The sequence below is a fragment of the Nonomuraea sp. NPDC050202 genome, from assembly GCF_040656115.1.
In the GTDB taxonomy this organism is placed as follows: Bacteria; Actinomycetota; Actinomycetes; order Streptosporangiales; family Streptosporangiaceae; genus Nonomuraea.
Genome location: NZ_JBFALF010000006.1, coordinates 258,634 through 275,191 on the forward strand (window position 1 = coordinate 258,634; position 16,558 = coordinate 275,191).

General features: G+C 73.4%; 15 protein-coding genes. 9 read left to right on the forward strand and 6 right to left on the reverse strand.

Annotated features, from left to right (window positions below):
• The first annotated feature begins 1 nt into the window (after position 1).
• The gene (gene aceE, locus AB0I79_RS20170; protein WP_357874986.1) at positions 2–2,461 is read left to right on the forward strand and encodes a pyruvate dehydrogenase (acetyl-transferring), homodimeric type; all 2,460 of its coding nucleotides are present in this window, start codon (positions 2–4) and stop codon (positions 2,459–2,461) included.
• On the opposite strand, the gene AB0I79_RS20175 is transcribed toward aceE, so the two are convergent.
• The gene (locus tag AB0I79_RS20175) at positions 2,462–2,899 is read right to left on the reverse strand and encodes a VOC family protein (protein WP_357874989.1); all 438 of its coding nucleotides are present in this window, start codon (positions 2,897–2,899) and stop codon (positions 2,462–2,464) included.
• A gap of 1 nt (position 2,900) precedes the next feature.
• A complete protein-coding gene (locus tag AB0I79_RS20180; RefSeq protein ID WP_357874991.1) occupies positions 2,901–3,464 on the reverse strand; it encodes a DinB family protein in 564 nt (187 codons plus the stop codon).
• Positions 3,465–3,525: 61 nt separating this feature from the next.
• Between AB0I79_RS20180 and AB0I79_RS20185 the strand changes: the two genes are divergently transcribed.
• Complete coding sequence (locus AB0I79_RS20185) at positions 3,526–4,518, forward strand: YafY family protein (protein ID WP_357874993.1); 993 nt, start codon at positions 3,526–3,528, stop codon at positions 4,516–4,518.
• Positions 4,519–4,641: 123 nt separating this feature from the next.
• Here AB0I79_RS20185 and AB0I79_RS20190 read toward each other — a convergent pair whose 3' ends face one another.
• Positions 4,642–4,860, reverse strand: a complete 219-nt coding sequence (locus tag AB0I79_RS20190; RefSeq protein ID WP_357874996.1) for a hypothetical protein — start codon at positions 4,858–4,860, stop codon at positions 4,642–4,644.
• Positions 4,861–4,967: 107 nt separating this feature from the next.
• Between AB0I79_RS20190 and AB0I79_RS20195 the strand changes: the two genes are divergently transcribed.
• Positions 4,968–6,617, forward strand: coding sequence for a RecQ family ATP-dependent DNA helicase (locus AB0I79_RS20195; protein WP_357874999.1), 1,650 nt, complete (start codon positions 4,968–4,970; stop codon positions 6,615–6,617).
• A 17-nt stretch (positions 6,618–6,634) separates the two neighbouring features.
• On the opposite strand, the gene AB0I79_RS20200 is transcribed toward AB0I79_RS20195, so the two are convergent.
• Both AB0I79_RS20200 and AB0I79_RS20205 read right to left on the reverse strand, forming a co-directional pair.
• Positions 6,635–7,375 carry a hypothetical protein gene (locus AB0I79_RS20200; RefSeq protein ID WP_357875002.1) on the reverse strand — a complete coding sequence of 247 codons (741 nt, stop codon included), beginning with the start codon at positions 7,373–7,375 and terminating at the stop codon, positions 6,635–6,637.
• Positions 7,362–7,874: a SigE family RNA polymerase sigma factor gene (locus AB0I79_RS20205; RefSeq protein ID WP_357875005.1), complete on the reverse strand. Its 513-nt coding sequence runs from the start codon at positions 7,872–7,874 to the stop codon at positions 7,362–7,364. The genes AB0I79_RS20200 and AB0I79_RS20205 overlap by 14 nt, the downstream gene beginning before the upstream one ends.
• Positions 7,875–7,989: 115 nt before the next feature.
• Here AB0I79_RS20205 and AB0I79_RS20210 point away from each other — a divergent pair, with 115 nt between their 5' ends.
• From AB0I79_RS20210 to AB0I79_RS20225, 4 genes are all read left to right on the forward strand, one after another.
• Entirely contained in the window at positions 7,990–8,877 is an 888-nt protein-coding gene (locus tag AB0I79_RS20210) for a hypothetical protein (RefSeq protein ID WP_357875008.1), read from the forward strand.
• Between the two features lie 79 nt (positions 8,878–8,956).
• On the forward strand, positions 8,957–9,574 hold the full coding sequence (locus AB0I79_RS20215; RefSeq protein WP_357875011.1) for a DedA family protein: 618 nt from the start codon (positions 8,957–8,959) through the stop codon (positions 9,572–9,574).
• Between the two features lie 84 nt (positions 9,575–9,658).
• Positions 9,659–9,997: a hypothetical protein gene (locus tag AB0I79_RS20220; RefSeq protein ID WP_357875014.1), complete on the forward strand. Its 339-nt coding sequence runs from the start codon at positions 9,659–9,661 to the stop codon at positions 9,995–9,997.
• Between the two features lie 77 nt (positions 9,998–10,074).
• A complete protein-coding gene (locus AB0I79_RS20225; protein WP_357875017.1) occupies positions 10,075–12,270 on the forward strand; it encodes a serine/threonine-protein kinase in 2,196 nt (731 codons plus the stop codon).
• Here AB0I79_RS20225 and AB0I79_RS20230 read toward each other — a convergent pair.
• Positions 12,267–14,648, reverse strand: a complete 2,382-nt coding sequence (locus tag AB0I79_RS20230; RefSeq protein WP_357875020.1) for a hypothetical protein — start codon at positions 14,646–14,648, stop codon at positions 12,267–12,269. The genes AB0I79_RS20225 and AB0I79_RS20230 overlap by 4 nt on opposite strands.
• Before the next feature lie 388 nt (positions 14,649–15,036).
• On the opposite strand from AB0I79_RS20230, the gene AB0I79_RS20235 reads away from it, so the two are divergent.
• Both AB0I79_RS20235 and AB0I79_RS20240 read left to right on the forward strand, forming a co-directional pair.
• Positions 15,037–15,936, forward strand: a complete 900-nt coding sequence (locus tag AB0I79_RS20235; protein WP_357875023.1) for a glycoside hydrolase family 16 protein — start codon at positions 15,037–15,039, stop codon at positions 15,934–15,936.
• A gap of 155 nt (positions 15,937–16,091) precedes the next feature.
• Positions 16,092–16,556, forward strand: a complete 465-nt coding sequence (locus AB0I79_RS20240) for a hypothetical protein (protein WP_357875026.1) — start codon at positions 16,092–16,094, stop codon at positions 16,554–16,556.
• Positions 16,557–16,558: the final 2 nt, after the last annotated feature.

The following is a 16,558-nucleotide window of genomic DNA, read 5'->3' on the forward strand; positions in this document are numbered from 1 at the left end:
CATGGAGAAAGACCTGGACCCGCAGGAGACCGCCGAGTGGCTGGAGTCGCTGGAGGCGGTGCGGCGGGCGGCCGGCCCCGAACGGGCCGACTACCTGTTGAGCAGGCTCGCCACGAGCAGCCGCCCCATCAACACGGTTCCGACGGCCGAGGAGCCGCCCTACCCGGGTGACCTCGCGCTGGAGGAGCGCATCTCGGCCTACGACCGCTGGAACGCGGCCGTCATGATCACCCGGGGGAGCAAGCACGGCCTCGGCGGTCACCTGGCCACCTACGCCTCGGCCGCCTGGCTGTACGAGGTCGGCTTCAACCACTTCTTCAACGGCGAGCACGACCAGATCTACTTCCAGGGTCACGCCTCGCCGGGCATCTACGCCCGCGCCTTCCTGGAGGGCAGGCTGAGCGAGGCCCAGCTCGACCTGTTCAGGCGCGAGCCCGAGGGCGGGCTGCCGTCGTACCCGCATCCGCGCTCGATGCCGGACTTCTGGCAGTTCCCCACGGTGTCCATGGGGCTGGGCCCGCTCAACGCGGTCTACCAGGCGAGGTTCAACCGCTACCTGCACCATCGCGGCATCAAGGACACCTCACGCAGCCACGTGTGGGCCTTCCTCGGCGACGGCGAGATGGACGAGCCCGAGTCCACCGCCGCCCTCACCCTGGCCGCCCGCGAGGGGCTCGACAACCTCACCTTCGTGATCAACTGCAATCTCCAGCGGCTCGACGGGCCGGTGCGCGGCAACACGAGCATCGTCCAGGAGCTGGAGAGCGTCTTCAGGGGCGCGGGCTGGCACGTGGTCAAGGCGCTGTGGGGCCACGACTGGGACGGCCTGCTCGGCTCGGACGAGCTGGTGGCGCGGCTGGGGCAGGTGCCCGACGGGCAGTTCCAGACGTTCGCCGCCTCGACCGGCGGCTACATCAGGGAGCACCTGTTCCAGGGGCTGGACGTGCCGTACTCGGACGAGGAGCTGCGGCGCATCGTGGGCGGGTCGCGCGCGGGCCACGAGCCGCGCAAGGTGTACGCCGCCTACCACCGGGCGCTCGCCAACCGAGGCGCGCCCACCGTCGTCCTCGTGCAGACCGTCAAGGGCTGGATGCTCGGCTCGGGCATCGAGGCGCGCAACGCCAACCACCAGATGAAGAAGCTCACCCAGGACGAGTTCCGGGTCCTGCGCGACCGGCTGCGGCTGCCGGTGCCCGACGAGGCGCTGGAGGGCGAGCTGCCGCCGTACGCGCACCCGGGGCCCGACTCCCCCGAGGCCCGTTACGCGGCCGAGCGGCGCCGCGCCCTGGGCGGTGCGGTGCCCCGCCGCACCGTCGTCCCCAGGCCGCTGCCCGAGCCGGGCGAGCGGGCGTTCCGCGCGCTGGAGAAGGGCTCGGCCCAGCCGGTGGCCACGACCATGGCTCTGGTGCGGCTCGTCAAGGACCTGATGAAGGAGCCGGAGACCGGGCGCAGGTGGGTGCCGATCGTGCCGGACGAGGCCAGGACGTTCGGCATGGAGTCGCTGTTCCCCACGGCCAAGATCTACTCCCCGCTGGGCCAGCGCTACGAGGCCGTCGACAGGGAGCTGCTGCTGGCCTACAAGGAGGCCACCGAGGGGCAGCTCCTCATCGAGGGCATCACCGAGGCGGGGTCGATGGCCTCCTTCGCCGCCGCCGCGTCCAGCTACGCCACGCACGGCGAGCCCATGATCCCGCTCTACATCTTCTACGCGATGTTCGGCTTCCAGCGGACCGGCGACCAGATGTGGGCGCTGGCGGACCAGCTCGGCCGCGGCTTCCTCGTCGGGGCCACCGCCGGCCGCACCACGATGACGGGAGAGGGGCTCCAGCACGCCGACGGCCACTCCCAGCTCCTGGCCTCCGCCAACCCGGCCTGCGTCGCCTACGACCCCGCCTTCGCGTACGAGGTGGGCACGATCGTCCGCGACGGCCTCAGGCGCATGTACGGCACGACCCCCGAGGACGTGTTCTACTACCTGACCGTCTACAACGAGCCGATGCCCCAGCCCGCCATGCCGGAGGGCGTCGAGGAGGGCATCCTGCGCGGCATCTACCGCTACGCGGAGGGCGGCGGCCAGGCCCACCTGCTGGCCAGCGGCACCGCCATCCACTGGGCGCTGGCGGCGCAGCGGCTGCTCCAGGAGGACTACGGCCTGGGCGTGGACGTCTGGTCGGTCACCTCGTGGAGCGAGCTGCGCCGCGACGCCATGACCTCCTCCGGTGTGCCGTACATCCGGCAGGCCCTGGCCGGGGCGCAGGGGCCGGTGATCGCGGTCAGCGACTGGATGCGCGCCGTCCCCGACCAGATCCGCCCGTGGATCGACCAGCCGTGGACCTCGCTGGGCACCGACGGGTTCGGGCTGTCCGGCACCCGCGAGTCCGTACGCAGGCACTTCGGCGTCGATCCGCGCTCGATCGCCGACGCCGTCTTCAAGGCCGTCGAGGAGCAGGCCAGGCACTGATCAGTCGAGGCAGAACTCGTTGCCCTCGGGGTCGGCCATGATGATGTGTCCGGCCCCGAGCGGAGGAGCGGGCTCCTGCCGGTGCAGGCGGGTGGCGCCGTGGGAGACGAGCCGTCCGGCCTCCGCCTCCAGGGCCGCCATCCGCGCCTCGCCCTGGAGCCCGGGAGCGGCCCGCACGTCGAGGTGCACGCGGTTCTTGGCCTGCTTGTGCTCGGGCACCCGCTGGAAGAACAGCCGCGGCCCCGCGCGCTCCGGGTCGATCACCGCCGAGGCGTCGTTGCGGCGCTCGGGCGGCACGCCCATCGCCTCCAGGGCCTGCTCCCACGACTCGAAGCCCGGGGGCGGGTCGTCCAGCCGGTAGCCGAGCGCCTCGGCCCAGAACGCGGCCAGCTTGGCGGGGTCGGCGCAGTCGAAGGTGATCTGTACCTCGCGGGCCATCTCAGCTCGCCTCCCGCCGGGTGTGCAGGTGGAGGTCGCGCAGCAGGCACACCTCGGACAGGTGGTGGATCAGCTCGCGGTTGATGTGCAGCACCAGCGCCCCCATCGAATACTCGGCGTACGGTCCCTCGGCCTCGCCGCACGGGCGGGCCAGGCCGTCCTCGCCGAGCGACTCGACCCCGGCCAGCCACGCCGCGTACTCGGTGTCGAGCTGGGCCAGCGCCTCGGCCGCCGTCGCGGCGTAGTCGAAGGAGTGGTAGTCGGTGTGCTCGCGGCCGAAGTGCGCGGCGTTGCGCATCGCGAGCACGCCGACGATCACGTGCCCGAGCCGCCAGGAGATCGTCGTGAACGGCGCCGGGTCGGGCGGCGGCGCCGCGAAGTCGATGGTCATCGCGCCGGAGCCGCCCTGGACGGGCGCGACGCCGGTGCCGCGCGGCCGCACGTTCCAGCAGCCGGGGGCCGGCTCCCAGAAGTACTCGTCGTCGGTGAGCCCGTCGAGGCGCTTGCGCAGCTGATGGGTCCAGTGCCAGTCGATCTGCTCGCGGAGCAGGGAGTTCCAGGTCATGGCTCCAGCCTTCCGTTGATAGCGGACAGATATGGTCCGTGTTCTGTGGAACGATGAGCGCATGACCGCCGAGGGGACGACCGAGCGGGTGCTGCGCCTGCTCTCGCTGCTGCAGCGCCGGCTGTCCTGGACCGCCACCGAGCTCGCCGCCGAGCTGGGGGTCACCGACCGCTCGGTGCGCCGCGACGTGGAGCGGCTGCGCGCGCTCGGCTACCCCGTGCACGCGACGGCGGGCGTCGGGGGCGGCTACCAGCTCGGCGCCGGCACCCGGCTGCCGCCGCTGCTCCTCGACGACGAGGAGGCGATCGCGACGGCGGTGTCGCTGCGGCTGGCGTCCGGCGGCACGGTCGCCGGGGCGGGCGAGGCGGCGCTGCGCGCGCTCGCCAAGCTCGACCAGGTGATGCCGCCCCGGCTGCGCGCCGAGGTGCGGGCGGTGCACGGCGCCACCGAGACCCTGCTCGGCCCCGGCGTCGAGATCGACGCCGAGCTGCTGGTGACGCTGGCGCGGGCGTGCCGCGACGCCGTGCGCGTTCGGTTCCTGTACGCGGGGCGCGGCGGGGAGGAGCGCGAGCGTACGGTCGAGCCGGTACGGATGGTCGCCACCAGCCGCCGGTGGTACCTGATGGCCTACGACGTCGACCGCGACGACTGGCGCACCTTCCGGCTCGACCGCATGCGCGAGGTGGCGGCGACGACCTGGCGCTTCCGGCCCAGGGAGCATCCCGACCCGGTGGCCTTCGTGCAGCGGGGCGTGACGGAGGCGCCGTACCGGCATCTCGCCCGCGTGCGGCTGCGCGCCCGGCCCGAGCAGGTGCGGGAGCTGGTGCCGCCCCAGGTGGGGCGGGTCGAGGAGGATCGCGACGGGTGGTGCGTCCTGGTCACCGGCGGGGACGACCTGGACCGCATCGCCGTGCACGTGGCCTGGTTGGGCTTCGAGGCGGAGGTGCTGGATCCCCCGGAGCTGCGCGAGGCCGCCGCGCGGCTGGCCCGCAACCTCGTGGCACTGGCCGGGGCAGGTGACGCCGGGTCAGGAGCGCTGGGCGACAGCCGGTAGGCGGCATCGGGCGGGGCTGGGCGACCTCGCCGTCGCCCATGCGGACCAGCGGGAAGATCCTGACCTCGCCCCTGCTGACCCGGCACATCTCCTCCCACACGAACCGCTCGGCGTTCGCGCTGATCATCGCGTTGCCCTGCGCCAGGTCGGCAGGGAGCCGGTCGCGAGCGCGCCGGCGCCGTGCGCGTAGAGCGGGTCCACCGACAGCGCCCGGACGCCCGTGGCCGCGGCCTCGGCGACGAACCCGGACGCGCCCCCGGCGCAGTCGAGGACGACGCCGTCCAGGTCACCGTCGCCGAGCGCGAACATGGCCCGGTATTCGAGGAAGGAACGAGAAGACATGATCATGCCCGCCTGGCCCACCCTTCGATGATGCCCGCCGCCGGATCGGGACATGGAGCCGGGGTATGCGGGTAATGGCGGCCCCACCGGAGTGAAGGATGGGCGGCATGGGTTTATGGACGAGGCTGCGGGGCCGGTTCGGGCACCGCGGGCGGAGGCTGCGGGCCACGGCCCGGGAGCGCTTCGGCTGGCGGACGCTGCGACCGGGCCAGCAGGAGGCGATGGAGCACCTGCTCCGCGGCAGGGACGTGCTGCTGGTCATGCCGACCGGCGGCGGCAAGTCGGCGGTCTACCAGGTTCCCGCGCTGCTGCTCGACGGGCCCGCGATCGTCGTCTCGCCGCTGATCGCGCTCCAGCGCGACCAGGTGACCGGCCTGCTCAAGGCCGACGCGGGCGGCGCCGTGGCGGTGAACTCGACCTCCTCCGTGGAGGCCGGGCTGGAGAAGGTGACGGCCGGAGACGCGGCGTTCGTGTTCCTGTCGCCGGAGCAGCTCGCCAAGCCCGACGTCGTCGAGCGCCTCGCGCGGGCGGGCCCGTCCCTGATCGCGATCGACGAGGCCCACTGCGTCTCGTCCTGGGGCCACGACTTCCGCCCCGACTACCTGCGGCTCGGGCAGGCCATCGAGCGCCTGGGGCATCCGCCCGTGGTGGCGATGACCGCCACCGCCGCGCCGAACGTCCGCGAGGAGATCGTCCGCTCGCTCGGACTTACCCGGCCGGCGCAGATCGTCAGGGGCTTCGACCGCCCGAACCTCTCCCTGGAGGTGCGCCGCTTCGCCCGCGCCGAGGACAAGAGCCGGGCCCTGGTCGAGTACGCCGCCTCCCGCGAAGGACTCGGCCTCGTCTACGTCGCCACCCGCAAGGCGGCCGAGGAGTACGCGGCGGAGCTGGCCCGCAGGGGACGCCGGGCCGAGCCGTACCACGCGGGCATGCGCAGCTCGGCCCGCACCCGCGTGCACGAGCTGTTCACCGGGGGAGAGGTGGACACCGTCGTGGCGACGTCGGCGTTCGGCATGGGCATCGACCGGCCGGACGTGCGCTACGTGCTGCACGCCGCGCCGCCCGAGTCCCCCGACGCGTACTACCAGGAGATCGGCCGGGCGGGCCGGGACGGCGCGCCGGCCTCGGCCGTGCTGTTCTACCGGCAGGAGGACCTGGGCCTGCGCCGCTTCTTCACCGGCGGCAGGGCCGACGGCGAGGCGCTGCTGCGCGTGGCGACGCTCGTGCGCGAGCACGCCGGCACCGTGCCCGCCGGCGAACTCGCCGCGCTGCTCAAGCTGAGCACGTCCCACCTGGCCAGGCTGGTCAACCTGCTGGAACGCGCGGGCGCGCTCACCGTGACCGGCACCGGCGACCTCCGCTGCACCCCGGGCGGGCCGGCGCCGGAGCGGGCCGCCGCGCGGGCGGCCGAGCTGGACGAGACGCGCCGCCGCGTCGACGACTCCCGCATCGACATGATGCGCGGCTACGCGGAGACGAGAGGATGCCGGCGCCGGTTCCTGCTCGCCTACTTCGGCGAGCCGTACGCCGCCGCGTCGTGCGGCGCGTGCGACACGTGCGAGAACGGCGGCGCGCCCGAGCCGGCGCCCGCGCCGGACCGCGGGGAGTTCCCCGTGCGGGCGAAGGTGACGCACAAGCTGTGGGGGCAGGGGACGGTCATGAGCCGCGAGCACGACCGGATCACCGTGCTGTTCGACTCGGTGGGCTACAAGACCCTGTCGCTGGCCGTGGTCGAGGACGTCCTGCGTCCGCTCTGACGGCCCGCGCCGGGTCGTCACATGGTGGAGGTCAGCCCTTCCGCGATCTTCCTCAGCTCGGCGGTGACGGCCTCGGGGCCGGAGAACTCCTTGGCGTACACGGGGCTGAACATGATCTCGGCCCACTGCGCGTCGCCCATCTTGAGGAAGAGGGTCGGGGTGCCCGCCATGCCGTCCTCGCCGACGTTCGTCACGACCAGGTAGCCGCTCCGGTCGCCGACGGTCACGTCCTCGCCCTCGCCCTCCTCGCGGTAGATCCGGAGCCGGTCGTCGAGCTCCTGGACGGCCGCGTTCTCGTACACGAAGATCTGCACGCGGTAGCTGCCCTCGCTGTCACCCTTGTAGTTCCACGAGGTGGTGTAGCTGTCGCCGTGGTTCACCGACCAGTTGCCCCACCGCAGCCGATCGGGCAGGTACCCCACCTTGACGTGGCCGAACTCCCTGCCGTCACCGAGGTCCCCGAGGGTCTCGGGCTCGGTCCGCACGGGCGGGGTGTCGTCGATGGCGGGCGGCTCCGGCACCGCGGAGGTCGTGGCCTGCCCGCCGACCGGGGCCGTCGAGCCGGCGGTCAGGTAGACGACGGGCGCGGCCACGACGGCCACGGACGCGATCACGGAGGCGGCCACCGCCGCGGCCTTGGCCCTGCGCCTCCTGTCCCGGTCGGCGCGGATCACCCGCTCCAGCAGGTCCGGCGCGGCCCGCAGCCGGGCGGTCTCGTCCGCCATGAGCCGGCGGACCTCGTCCTCAAGCATGGGCATTCTTGATCACTCCTTCCACTGTGTCGCGGCCGAGCGCCGAACGGAGCTTGGCCATGGCCTTCGACGCCTGGCTCTTGACCGTGCCGACCGAGCAGCCGAGCGCCTCTGCGGTCTGCGTCTCGCTGAGGTCCTCCCAGTAGCGCAGCACGACCACCGCCCGCTGCCGGGGCGGCAGCGCGCGCAGCGCGTCCATGAGCACGTGGACCAGGTCGGGGTCGCCCGCACGGGCCGGCCGCTCAGGCGGGCTGTGCATGGGCACGATGCTGAGCACGGCCCGGCGGCGGGCGCGGCTGATGGCCGCGTTGACGATGACGCGGCGCACGTAGGGCTCGGGGTTGTCGTGGCTGACCCGATCCCACTTCCGGTAGGTACGCTCCAGCGCCGTCTGCAGCAGGTCCTCGGCCTCTGTCTCGTCGCCACAGGCGAGATAGGCGACCCGCAGCAGGCTCGTGGCACGCGCGGCCACGAAGGCGCCGAAGTCGTGCTCCACGCCGCTCACGGCTGTCTGTCCGATGTCACGCCTCCTAATACGCCCGGGACTCCGCCGACCGTTGCCCGCCCGTGCCGGGTGATTCCCGGGCAACCCTCCGGGCGGCCCGAGCGTATGGATGGTCGTGAGTTGGAAACCAGTGAACAAGCTGATCACTCTCGGCGCCGGTCTGGCCGTGGCGGCCACCGCCCTGGGCGCGCCGCCCGCCGTCGCGGCCGCTCCCCCGGAGGGGGCCTACTGGCACACCAGGAGCGTGACGACCATCGCCCACCCCTGGCGCTTCGGCACCAAGTCGGACTCCTACGGGCTGCTCCAGCGGCGCGTCTCCGAGACGTGGAGCGCGCCCGACGGCAAGCAGTGGTTCGGGTACCGCGAGCTGGGCGCGCAGCCGGCGACCGAGGCCGACAAGAAGGCGTGGCAGCGTGACGGCTCCCCCGCCAAGTGGAGCAAGTCGATCGACGGCAAGGTCGTGAAGCTGTCCGCCGAGCCGTCCAAGGGTCACGTGAGCCCCGTGCGCCAGGAACGCGACCAGTTCCACCTCGCCGGGCAGTGGCTGACGTACGACGAGGTGCAGCGCCTGCCCGCCGACCCGAACCGGCTGAAGGACTGGCTCACGAAGGCCGGCCAGGTCTACCGGATCGAGGCCGGTTCCATGACGGGCTGGCTCTCCTCGTCCCTGTCCCAGCTCCTGCACGCGCTCCCCGCGCCGAAGGAGGTCCGCGCCGCGGCCTACCAGGCCCTGCTGACGCTGCCGGGCGTCCGCGCCGGCGGCGACGCGAAGGACACCCTGGGCAGAGCGGGCGCCGCCGTCGTGATCGAGAGCTCCAGCGGCACGGGGAAGAAGGCGTCCACGGTCAAGCGGACGCTGATCGTCGACACCGGCAGGATGGTGCTGCTGTCGGAGGACCAGGCGGTCACGGTCGGCGGCAAGCCGTTCGGGGCGAAGTCCCCCGGGACGCTGATCGAGGCCGGCTGGACGAACTCCGGGCCCGCCGTCCCCGCCCTCCCCTGAGCGCCTGTGGTTTTCCGCACCCCAGGACGGCCAAGCGCCCCATGGCCGCCACAGCGTGATCGTTCCTACGCTCTTACCCATGACGGAATGGCTGATTGACCTGATGGAAGCCCTCGGCGCGCCGGGAGCCGGGATCGCGATCGCGCTGGAGAACCTCTTCCCGCCCCTGCCCAGCGAGGTGATCCTGCCGCTGGCCGGCTTCACCGCCTCGCAGGGCGAGATGAACCTGCTCGCCGTGCTGCTGTGGACCACCGCCGGCTCGGTGGTCGGCGCGCTGGCGCTGTACGGGGTGGGCGCGCTGCTCGGCCGCGAACGCACGCTGGCCCTGGCCGCCCGGATCCCGCTGGTGAAGGTCACCGACATCGCCAGGACCGAGGAGTGGTTCCGCAAGCACGGCCGCAAGACGGTGTTCTTCGGCCGGATGATCCCGATCTTCCGCAGCCTGATCTCCGTCCCCGCGGGCGTGGAACGCATGCCGCTGGGCTCGTTCACCCTCCTGACCACCGCCGGGAGCCTGCTCTGGAACACGGTCTTCGTCCTGACCGGCTGGGCCCTGGGCGAGCACTGGTCGCTGGTGGAGGCCTACGTCGGCATGGGGACGAACGCGGTGATCGCCACGGTGCTGCTGGCCGTGCTGGTCTTCGCGGGCGTCCGGCTGGCCGAGCGGCGCAAGGGCCGGCACGCGCTGCGCGGCTAGCGTCGCCCGCGCCTGCCGGCTCTTAGATCGACATTATGCGGCGCCTTTTATGGTGACGCCCGAGACCGTACTCGGGAGCAGCCCATGTCACAGCGAAAGGTGAAGCGCAGGCGCGCCGCCATGCGGCGCGAGGAGGCTCTGCGGCAGGAGCAGCGCAGGCGTCTGAGGCGCAGGTTCGGTTACGGGGCCGCCGCTGTCGTGGCGGTGGTGTTCGTCGCGATCGGGGTGCTGGCGTACCTGTCGGTCGGTACGCAGTCCGCGCCCGCCGCCGGCACCGCCCCGCCCTCCGCCTCCGCCTCCGCCTCCGCCTCCGCCTCCGCCTCCGCGACAGCCCCGACCACGACCCCGCCCACGAAGCCCACGACCCCGCCCACGAAGCCCACGAAGCCCACGACCACGCCGGATGAGCGCTCCGGAGAGTAGGCTCTTAGCACTGCATTTCGTGCGTAAGCGTCCGTAAGCCATCGTTGCGCTGAGCATCCTTCTTGGGGAAGGTACGTGTGCCCAGTTTCAGCCCTCTGCGGCCGGCCGACCCGCGCCAAGTAGGTCCTTACCGGCTGACGGGCTTTCTGGGCGCGGGCGGCCAGGGCACCGTGTACGTCGGGGAGTCGCCCGAGGGCCAGGTCGTCGCGATCAAGGTGCTGCACGCCCGGCTGTCGGAGGAGCCGCAGGCCCGCGAGCGGTTCCTCCAGGAGATCGCCGCCACCCGGCAGGTACGGCAGTTCTGCACGGCCCGCGTGCTCGACGCCGACACCAGCGGTGACCAGCCGTATGTGGTCAGCCAGTACGTCGAGGGCATCTCGCTGAGCCGGCTCATCGCCACGCAGGGGGTCCGCGACCCCGACGCGCTGGAGCGGCTGGCGGTCGCCACCGTCACCGCTCTGGTCGCCATCCACCAGGCCGGCATCGTGCACCGCGACTTCAAGCCCAGCAACGTCGTCTGCGGCCCCGACGGGCCCCGGGTGATCGACTTCGGGCTGGCGCGCGCCCTGGACTCCACGGTCGCCGAGAGCAGCGAGATCCTCGGGACGCCTGCCTACATGGCGCCGGAGCAGTTCAGCGCCGGGGTGGTGACCGGGGCGTCGGACATGTTCAGCTGGGCCGCCACCATGGCGTACGCGGCGAGCGGGCGGCCGCCGTTCGGGACCGACAGCATCCCGGCGCTCTTCCAGCGCATACTCCACGAGGAGCCGGACCTCACCGGGCTCACCGAGCCGGTGCGGTCGCTGGTGGTGGCCTGCCTGGACAAGAACCCCGCGGCCCGGCCGACGGCGACCGACGTGCTGTTCAACCTGCTCGGCCACGGCGTGCCCGATCCCGCGCGGGAGGCGCCGGGCCAGGAATCCCTCTTCCCGCTCGGGACGCCGCCGCGGTCGGGCGGTGGCGGGAGCACCGCGTACAGGACGGGGGCGCCGTCGCGCCCGGTGTCACCCTCGCTGCCTGGCTCGTCCTCGTCGCCCGGCCCATCGTCGCTGTCCGGGCCGTCCCTGGCCTCCGGCGGGGCGCCGCTCTCCGGCTCGGGGCCGCTCTCCGGTTCGGGGGCGGTCTCCGGTTCGGGGCCGCTCTTCGGTTCGGGGCCGCTCTCCGGCTCAGGCCCGCTCTCCGGCTCGGGGCCGGTGTCGGCGACGGAATCGCTGGTGGGGCCGGGTGCTCGCCCCGGACTCAGGTCGCGGCGCACCCTGGTCACCGCGTCACTCGGGCTGGTGGCCGCCGGGGCCGTCACCACGGTCGCGTACCTCGCGCTGGCCACGCCGGCGACGCCCACGGCCGTGACCCGGCCCACCGTCGTCCCGGGGCCCACGACGCCGGTGATCTCGCCGGAGGTGACCCGGACCCTCTCCCCGGATCCCGCCTACGCCGTCGCCTACAGCCCGGACGGGAAGACGTTCGCGACCGGCGGAGCCGACGGCGCCGTGCAGGTGTGGGACGCCGCCGGCCGCCGCGTCACCGCCTCGCTCGACGGCCACACCAAGGGCGTGCACGCGGTGGCGTTCAGCCCCGACGGCAAGACGCTCGCGACAGGCAGCGACGACGGGACTGTACGGCTGTGGAGCCTGCCTTCAGGGGAGGGCAAGGGCACGCTCACCGGCCACACCGGAGGGGTCGGTTCGGTGGCGTTCAGCCCGGACGGCAGGACCGTGGCCAGCGCCAGCCGCGACCGGACCGTGCGGTTGTGGAACGCCGAGACAGGCGACGGCACCGCGATCCTCACCGGCCACACCGACTGGGTGGACTCGGTGGCGTTCAGCCCGGACGGCGCCACGATCGCCACGGCCAGCCACGACCGGACCGTCCGGCTGTGGCATCCGGCGGCCGGCGAGGCCACCGCCGTGCTCTCCGGCCACCGCTACTGGGTCTTCTCGGTGGCCTTCAGCCCGGACGGGAAGACGCTGGCCAGCGCGAGCGCCGACCGCACCGTCCGGCTGTGGGACGTCGCCGCCCGCAAGGAGCGCACCGTGCTCGCCGGTCACCGCGGCTGGGCCACTGCGGTCGCCTTCAGCCCGGACGGCCGGACGCTGGCCAGCGGGGGCTATGACCGCAAGGTACGGCTGTGGGAGGTGGCGAGCGGGCGCGGCACCGGCGAGCTGGACGGGCCGGCCGACTGGGTCTACTCGGTGGCCTTCAGCCGGGACGGCGCCACCGTCACCGGGGTCGCCGGTGACGCCACGCTGAGGGTGTGGGGCACCACCGGTTAGGGAGTGCCGCCCTCCTCGGAGGACGCCGGCAGCGGGCGCCGCCACACGGTCGGCTCGTCGCCGTGGCCGGTCGCCGTGGAACCCACGCCGACGAGCTCGCCGTCCACCGTGGTGAACGCGCTCAGCCGCTGGTCGCCAGGCCCGGACATGCCGGTGCCGCGCGGCTGCTCCGGCTTCCACGAGCGGCCGTCCGCCGACGTCCAGATGACCACGTCGCCGGGCCTGCCCACGGTGCCGGCCACGACGAAGCCCCGCGGGGTCGCGGCCACGGCCGTGACGCTGGACTGCTCGCCTGCCACCACGGGCAGCGTGATCGGCTGCCAGCTCCGGCCGCCGTCGAGCGAGGCGTACCCGAACGCGGCCGTGCCCGTGCCGTTGCCGGTGACGGCCGTGCCGGCGGTCACCAGGACGTCGTCGTGGGAGGCGATGTGGGGCAGCCAGCCCTCGTTGACGCCGGCCGGGATCGGCAGGCGCACCAGCGACCACTTGCGGCCGTCAGGAGAGAGCCACACGGTGGGGCGGCGGACGAAGACGCCGCCGTAGGCGTTGGGGTCGGTCACGCCGCCGGCGGCGACGAAGCCGAACATGCCGCTGGTCACGGAGTTCATCCAGCGCCTGGTCGCCTGCGTGCCGATGAGGTTGTCCTCGCCCGCCGGGATGCCGCGCTCCCAGGTCTTGAGGTCCGGCGACCACCAGGTGGCGGCGCCGAACCCGTCGTCGCCCACGATCACGTAGCCGTCGGGGCCGGCGGCGGTGCCGCGGGCGGTCAGCGGGTTCGTGCCGGCGGGCTGGAACGCCGGCGCGCCGTCGGCCCGCCGCCAGCTCTCGCCGTCCGCAGAGGTGACCACCAGGGGGCGGCCGGGCGTCCCGCCGCTCGTCCCGACCGCCAGCCAGCCCGCGAAGCCCGGCGCGACGCCGGTCAGCCGCTGCCGCCCCTGTCCGGCCAGGGCCTTGTCCTTGTCCTGGACGTGCTGCCAGGTGGCTCCGTCCGCGGAGGTCCACACGGCGGCCTCCCCGCTGGCGCCGCCGACCGCGACCACCCGGCCGTCGGCCGTGCCGAGGGCGTCCACGACCTTGCCGCTCCCGGTGGTGCCCGGGATGCCGGTGGGGACGTCCTTGCCGGCCTTGTCGCGCACCGCGAGCAGGGCGCCCGTGCCGCCGTGGGCCGCGTCGGCGCCCACCACGACGGTGTTGTCGGCGGCCGCCATGGCGTCGCGTACCTCGGCGCCCTCGGCCGTCGTGCCCGCGGGTTGCCAGGAGCGGCCGTCCGTGGTGCGGACCAGCCGGACCCCGCTGTCGGTCTCGACCGCGGCGACCGCCGCCTGCGCCGTGGCGGTCAGCCGTAACAGCCGCCGGAAGCCCGGGACGTCGATCTTCGCCGCCGTCGTCCAGCGCACGCCGTCCGGCGAGACGTAGGTGGTGGCGTGGGAGCCGTCCTGGCGGACCGCGAGCATGGTCGTCGCGGTCGCGGCGAAGGCCAGCTCCGGCTTGCGGGACGTGCCGGGGACGGCGAACGCCTGCCAGGTCTCGCCGGCGTCGGTCGAGCGCCAGGTGATGTCGTACGGCTTGGTGGAGCTCTCGCCGCGGACCACGATGGCGTCCTTGACGCTCGCCACGTGGGTGAGGGCCAGGGTGCCGCCCGTCGGCGGGTGGAGCCGCCAGCCGGCCCGGCGCTCCCAGCTCCGGCCGTCGCGGGACAGCCACACCACCGGGGCGGCGTCGGTGAAGTCGCCCTTGTCGGAGGTCTGGCCCACGGCGGTGAAGCCGTCGCCGGTCCACTCGACGTCGGCGACCCGGTCGCGGGGGCCGAAGGCGAGGCTGGCGGTGGCGTCGGGCTGGCGGGTCCAGGCCGCGCCGTCGGGGCTCGTCCAGACGACGGTGCCGCCGACGCGGTCGCCGAGCGCGACCCACCCGCCGGAGCCCGCGGAGCCCGCGGGGCCGGCGGCGAGATGGCGGGGGACCTCGCCCGCCACGGGCGGCTCGCCCTTCGCGGTCCGCACCTGGGCGCGGGCGAAGGTGCGGCCTGCGTCCTTGGACAGGAAGAACTCGGTGCGGTAGCCGGAGTCGGCGTCCTCGCCGCCCGCGACCACCACCGTGGCGCCCGCGGCGGCGACGCCGTTGAGCTCGAGCTGCCGGCCGTCGGCGCTGCCCGCGGGCCCCGCCGCGAACAGGTTGCCCGCCAGTTTCGCGGCCGCCGGCTCGTCGCCCTGGCGGGAGGCCACCAGCACGCCGCCCGCCACGACGACCGCGAACGCGACGGAGGCGCCGCCGATCAGCAGCGAGCGGAAGCGCTTGCGCCGGTCAGGAGCCATCGGGTCGGTCGCCGGGTAGCCGACGTCGGGGTCGGTCAGCTCGGTGGTCGGCGGCAGGGACGGCATCGACGGCATCGACGGCCGGGACAGCGGCAGCGAGGACTGAGAGAAGCGTTCGACCGGCGGCACCGAAGGCTGCGGAGGCCGTTCGTCGAGCGGTGCCGAGGGCTGGGGGAATCGCTCGTCGAGCGGCGCCGAGGGCTGGGAGAGTCGCTCGTCGAGCGGTGCCGAGGGCTGAGGGAGTCGCTCGTCGAGCGGTGCCGAGGGCTGCGAAAGCGGCCGTTCGTTTTCCTGCTCGGGCGATCCGCCGGGATCGCCCGTCTCGCTCCTCCAACCACCTCCGGTCACCGCAGCCTCTCCCTTTGGTATTCTCCCGGCCAGGACGGAGCCCCTCGCCGGAAGTCATTATTTATGGGAAGCGCGACGAAACGAAGTCCGAGCGCGAGCCGGCCCGATGACGGCGGCTGACGGCCCGGCCCGTTCCCGCACCTGGATCCTCGCCGCGGCGATCTGCGCCGCCGTGGTCGCGGCCAGCGCGGCAGGGGTGCGCACCATCGGCGAGACGCCCGCTGACGTGGCCGGGAACGGCAAGGCGACACCACCGCCCGCACAGTCGATCGAGCCTCCGCCGCTGGCGCTGCCCGAGGCCTCCTGGAAGCTGAGCTGGTCCGACGAGTTCAACGGGCGGGGCCGCCCCGCCAAGTGGACCGCCCTGTCCGGCACGAGCTGGTCGAACCGCAAGGCGCTGCACTACTACACCCCGGCCAACGCGGTGCAGGACGGCTCCGGCCACCTGGTCATCTCCGCCCAGCGGACGCGGGCCGCGGACGGCACGGCCTGCTGGTACGGCCCGTGCGACTACAGCTCCGCCCGGCTGGAGACCAGGGGCGCCTTCGACCAGGCGTACGGGCGGTTCAGCGCGCGGATCAAGCTGCCGCTCGGCAAGGGGCTGTGGCCGGCGTTCTGGCTCAAGCGCACCGGCGCGGGCAGCTCCGGCTCCGCGACGTACGGCGAGATCGACATCATGGAGAACCGCGGCCACGAGACCCATCTCGTCAGGGCCTACACCCACTCCAAGGGCCGCAAGGGCGGCGGCCAGATCAGGCTGCCGGAGCGCCTGGACGCAGGTTTCCACGTGTACGGCGTGGACTGGACGCCCCAGAGCATCACCTGGTGGGTGGACGGCAAGCCGTACGCCCAGTACCCGCGCTATCCCGGCTGGCCGTTCGACAAGCCCTTCTACCTGATCCTCAACCTGCAGGTCGGCGGCACCTGGGTGGGAAATCCGAGCACCGGGACCCGCTTCCCGGCGCGGATGGTCGTGGACTGGGTGCGGGTGTACCGCCAGCGCTGAGTCGTGGCCCTTTGTCGGGAAGTCTGCTGAAACATCCGCTTGGAGCGGTCCTAAATAACGTTTATGCCGCCGTAGCCATCAAATTGGGGCACCAGCCCCTTCCGGGACAATAGGATCAACCGTCCCATCAGCATCGTGGTGAAGTCACGCCGTAAATGACGCGATCATTTCCCCGTTCCCCTTCTGTTACGACAGCCGCCCTCCTCGGCGCGGTCGTCGTGGCCGCGCTCGGCGCGCAGACCGAGCAGGGACGCCACCTTCTGCTCACGGCCGGGCTGGCCGGCGCGCCGGTCGGGTACACCGAGCTGGCCTTCGCCGCGCCCAGGGCGCTGCCGGAACGCGTGCCCGCCACGTCGTACCTGGTCCCGCCCGCCTTCACCATCCGCAACGTCACCGGGCGGCAGCACGAGTACGCCTGGTCGGTCCACCTGACCGAGTCCGGCAGGACCCGTACCGTCGCCAGCGGCCGGGTGAGCCTGGCCGACGGCCAGCCGGTGACCATCACGCCGCCCACGAAGGCGCTGTGCGAGCCCGGCCCGATCACTCTCGGGGTCCAGCTGGAAGGCGGCGAGGCCATCGCGTTCCGCGCCGCCTGCTCCGCGAACATCGACGAGGGGTAGGC

What these genes read in the sequence shown, in the direction of transcription:
- AB0I79_RS20220 (WP_357875014.1), top strand. Translation starts at nt 9,659, where the DNA reads ATGTCACAGCGAAAGGTGAAGCGCAGGCGCGCCGCCATGCGGCGCGAG.
- aceE (WP_357874986.1), top strand. Translation starts at nt 2, where the DNA reads ATGGAGAAAGACCTGGACCCGCAGGAGACCGCCGAGTGGCTGGAGTCG.
- AB0I79_RS20185 (WP_357874993.1), top strand. Translation starts at nt 3,526, where the DNA reads ATGACCGCCGAGGGGACGACCGAGCGGGTGCTGCGCCTGCTCTCGCTG.
- AB0I79_RS20175 (WP_357874989.1), bottom strand. Translation starts at nt 2,899, where the DNA reads ATGGCCCGCGAGGTACAGATCACCTTCGACTGCGCCGACCCCGCCAAG.
- AB0I79_RS20190 (WP_357874996.1), bottom strand. Translation starts at nt 4,860, where the DNA reads ATGTCTTCTCGTTCCTTCCTCGAATACCGGGCCATGTTCGCGCTCGGC.
- AB0I79_RS20230 (WP_357875020.1), bottom strand. Translation starts at nt 14,648, where the DNA reads ATGCCGTCCCTGCCGCCGACCACCGAGCTGACCGACCCCGACGTCGGC.
- AB0I79_RS20180 (WP_357874991.1), bottom strand. Translation starts at nt 3,464, where the DNA reads ATGACCTGGAACTCCCTGCTCCGCGAGCAGATCGACTGGCACTGGACC.
- AB0I79_RS20195 (WP_357874999.1), top strand. Translation starts at nt 4,968, where the DNA reads ATGGGTTTATGGACGAGGCTGCGGGGCCGGTTCGGGCACCGCGGGCGG.
- AB0I79_RS20235 (WP_357875023.1), top strand. Translation starts at nt 15,037, where the DNA reads ATGACGGCGGCTGACGGCCCGGCCCGTTCCCGCACCTGGATCCTCGCC.
- AB0I79_RS20240 (WP_357875026.1), top strand. Translation starts at nt 16,092, where the DNA reads ATGACGCGATCATTTCCCCGTTCCCCTTCTGTTACGACAGCCGCCCTC.
- AB0I79_RS20200 (WP_357875002.1), bottom strand. Translation starts at nt 7,375, where the DNA reads ATGCCCATGCTTGAGGACGAGGTCCGCCGGCTCATGGCGGACGAGACC.
- AB0I79_RS20215 (WP_357875011.1), top strand. Translation starts at nt 8,957, where the DNA reads ATGACGGAATGGCTGATTGACCTGATGGAAGCCCTCGGCGCGCCGGGA.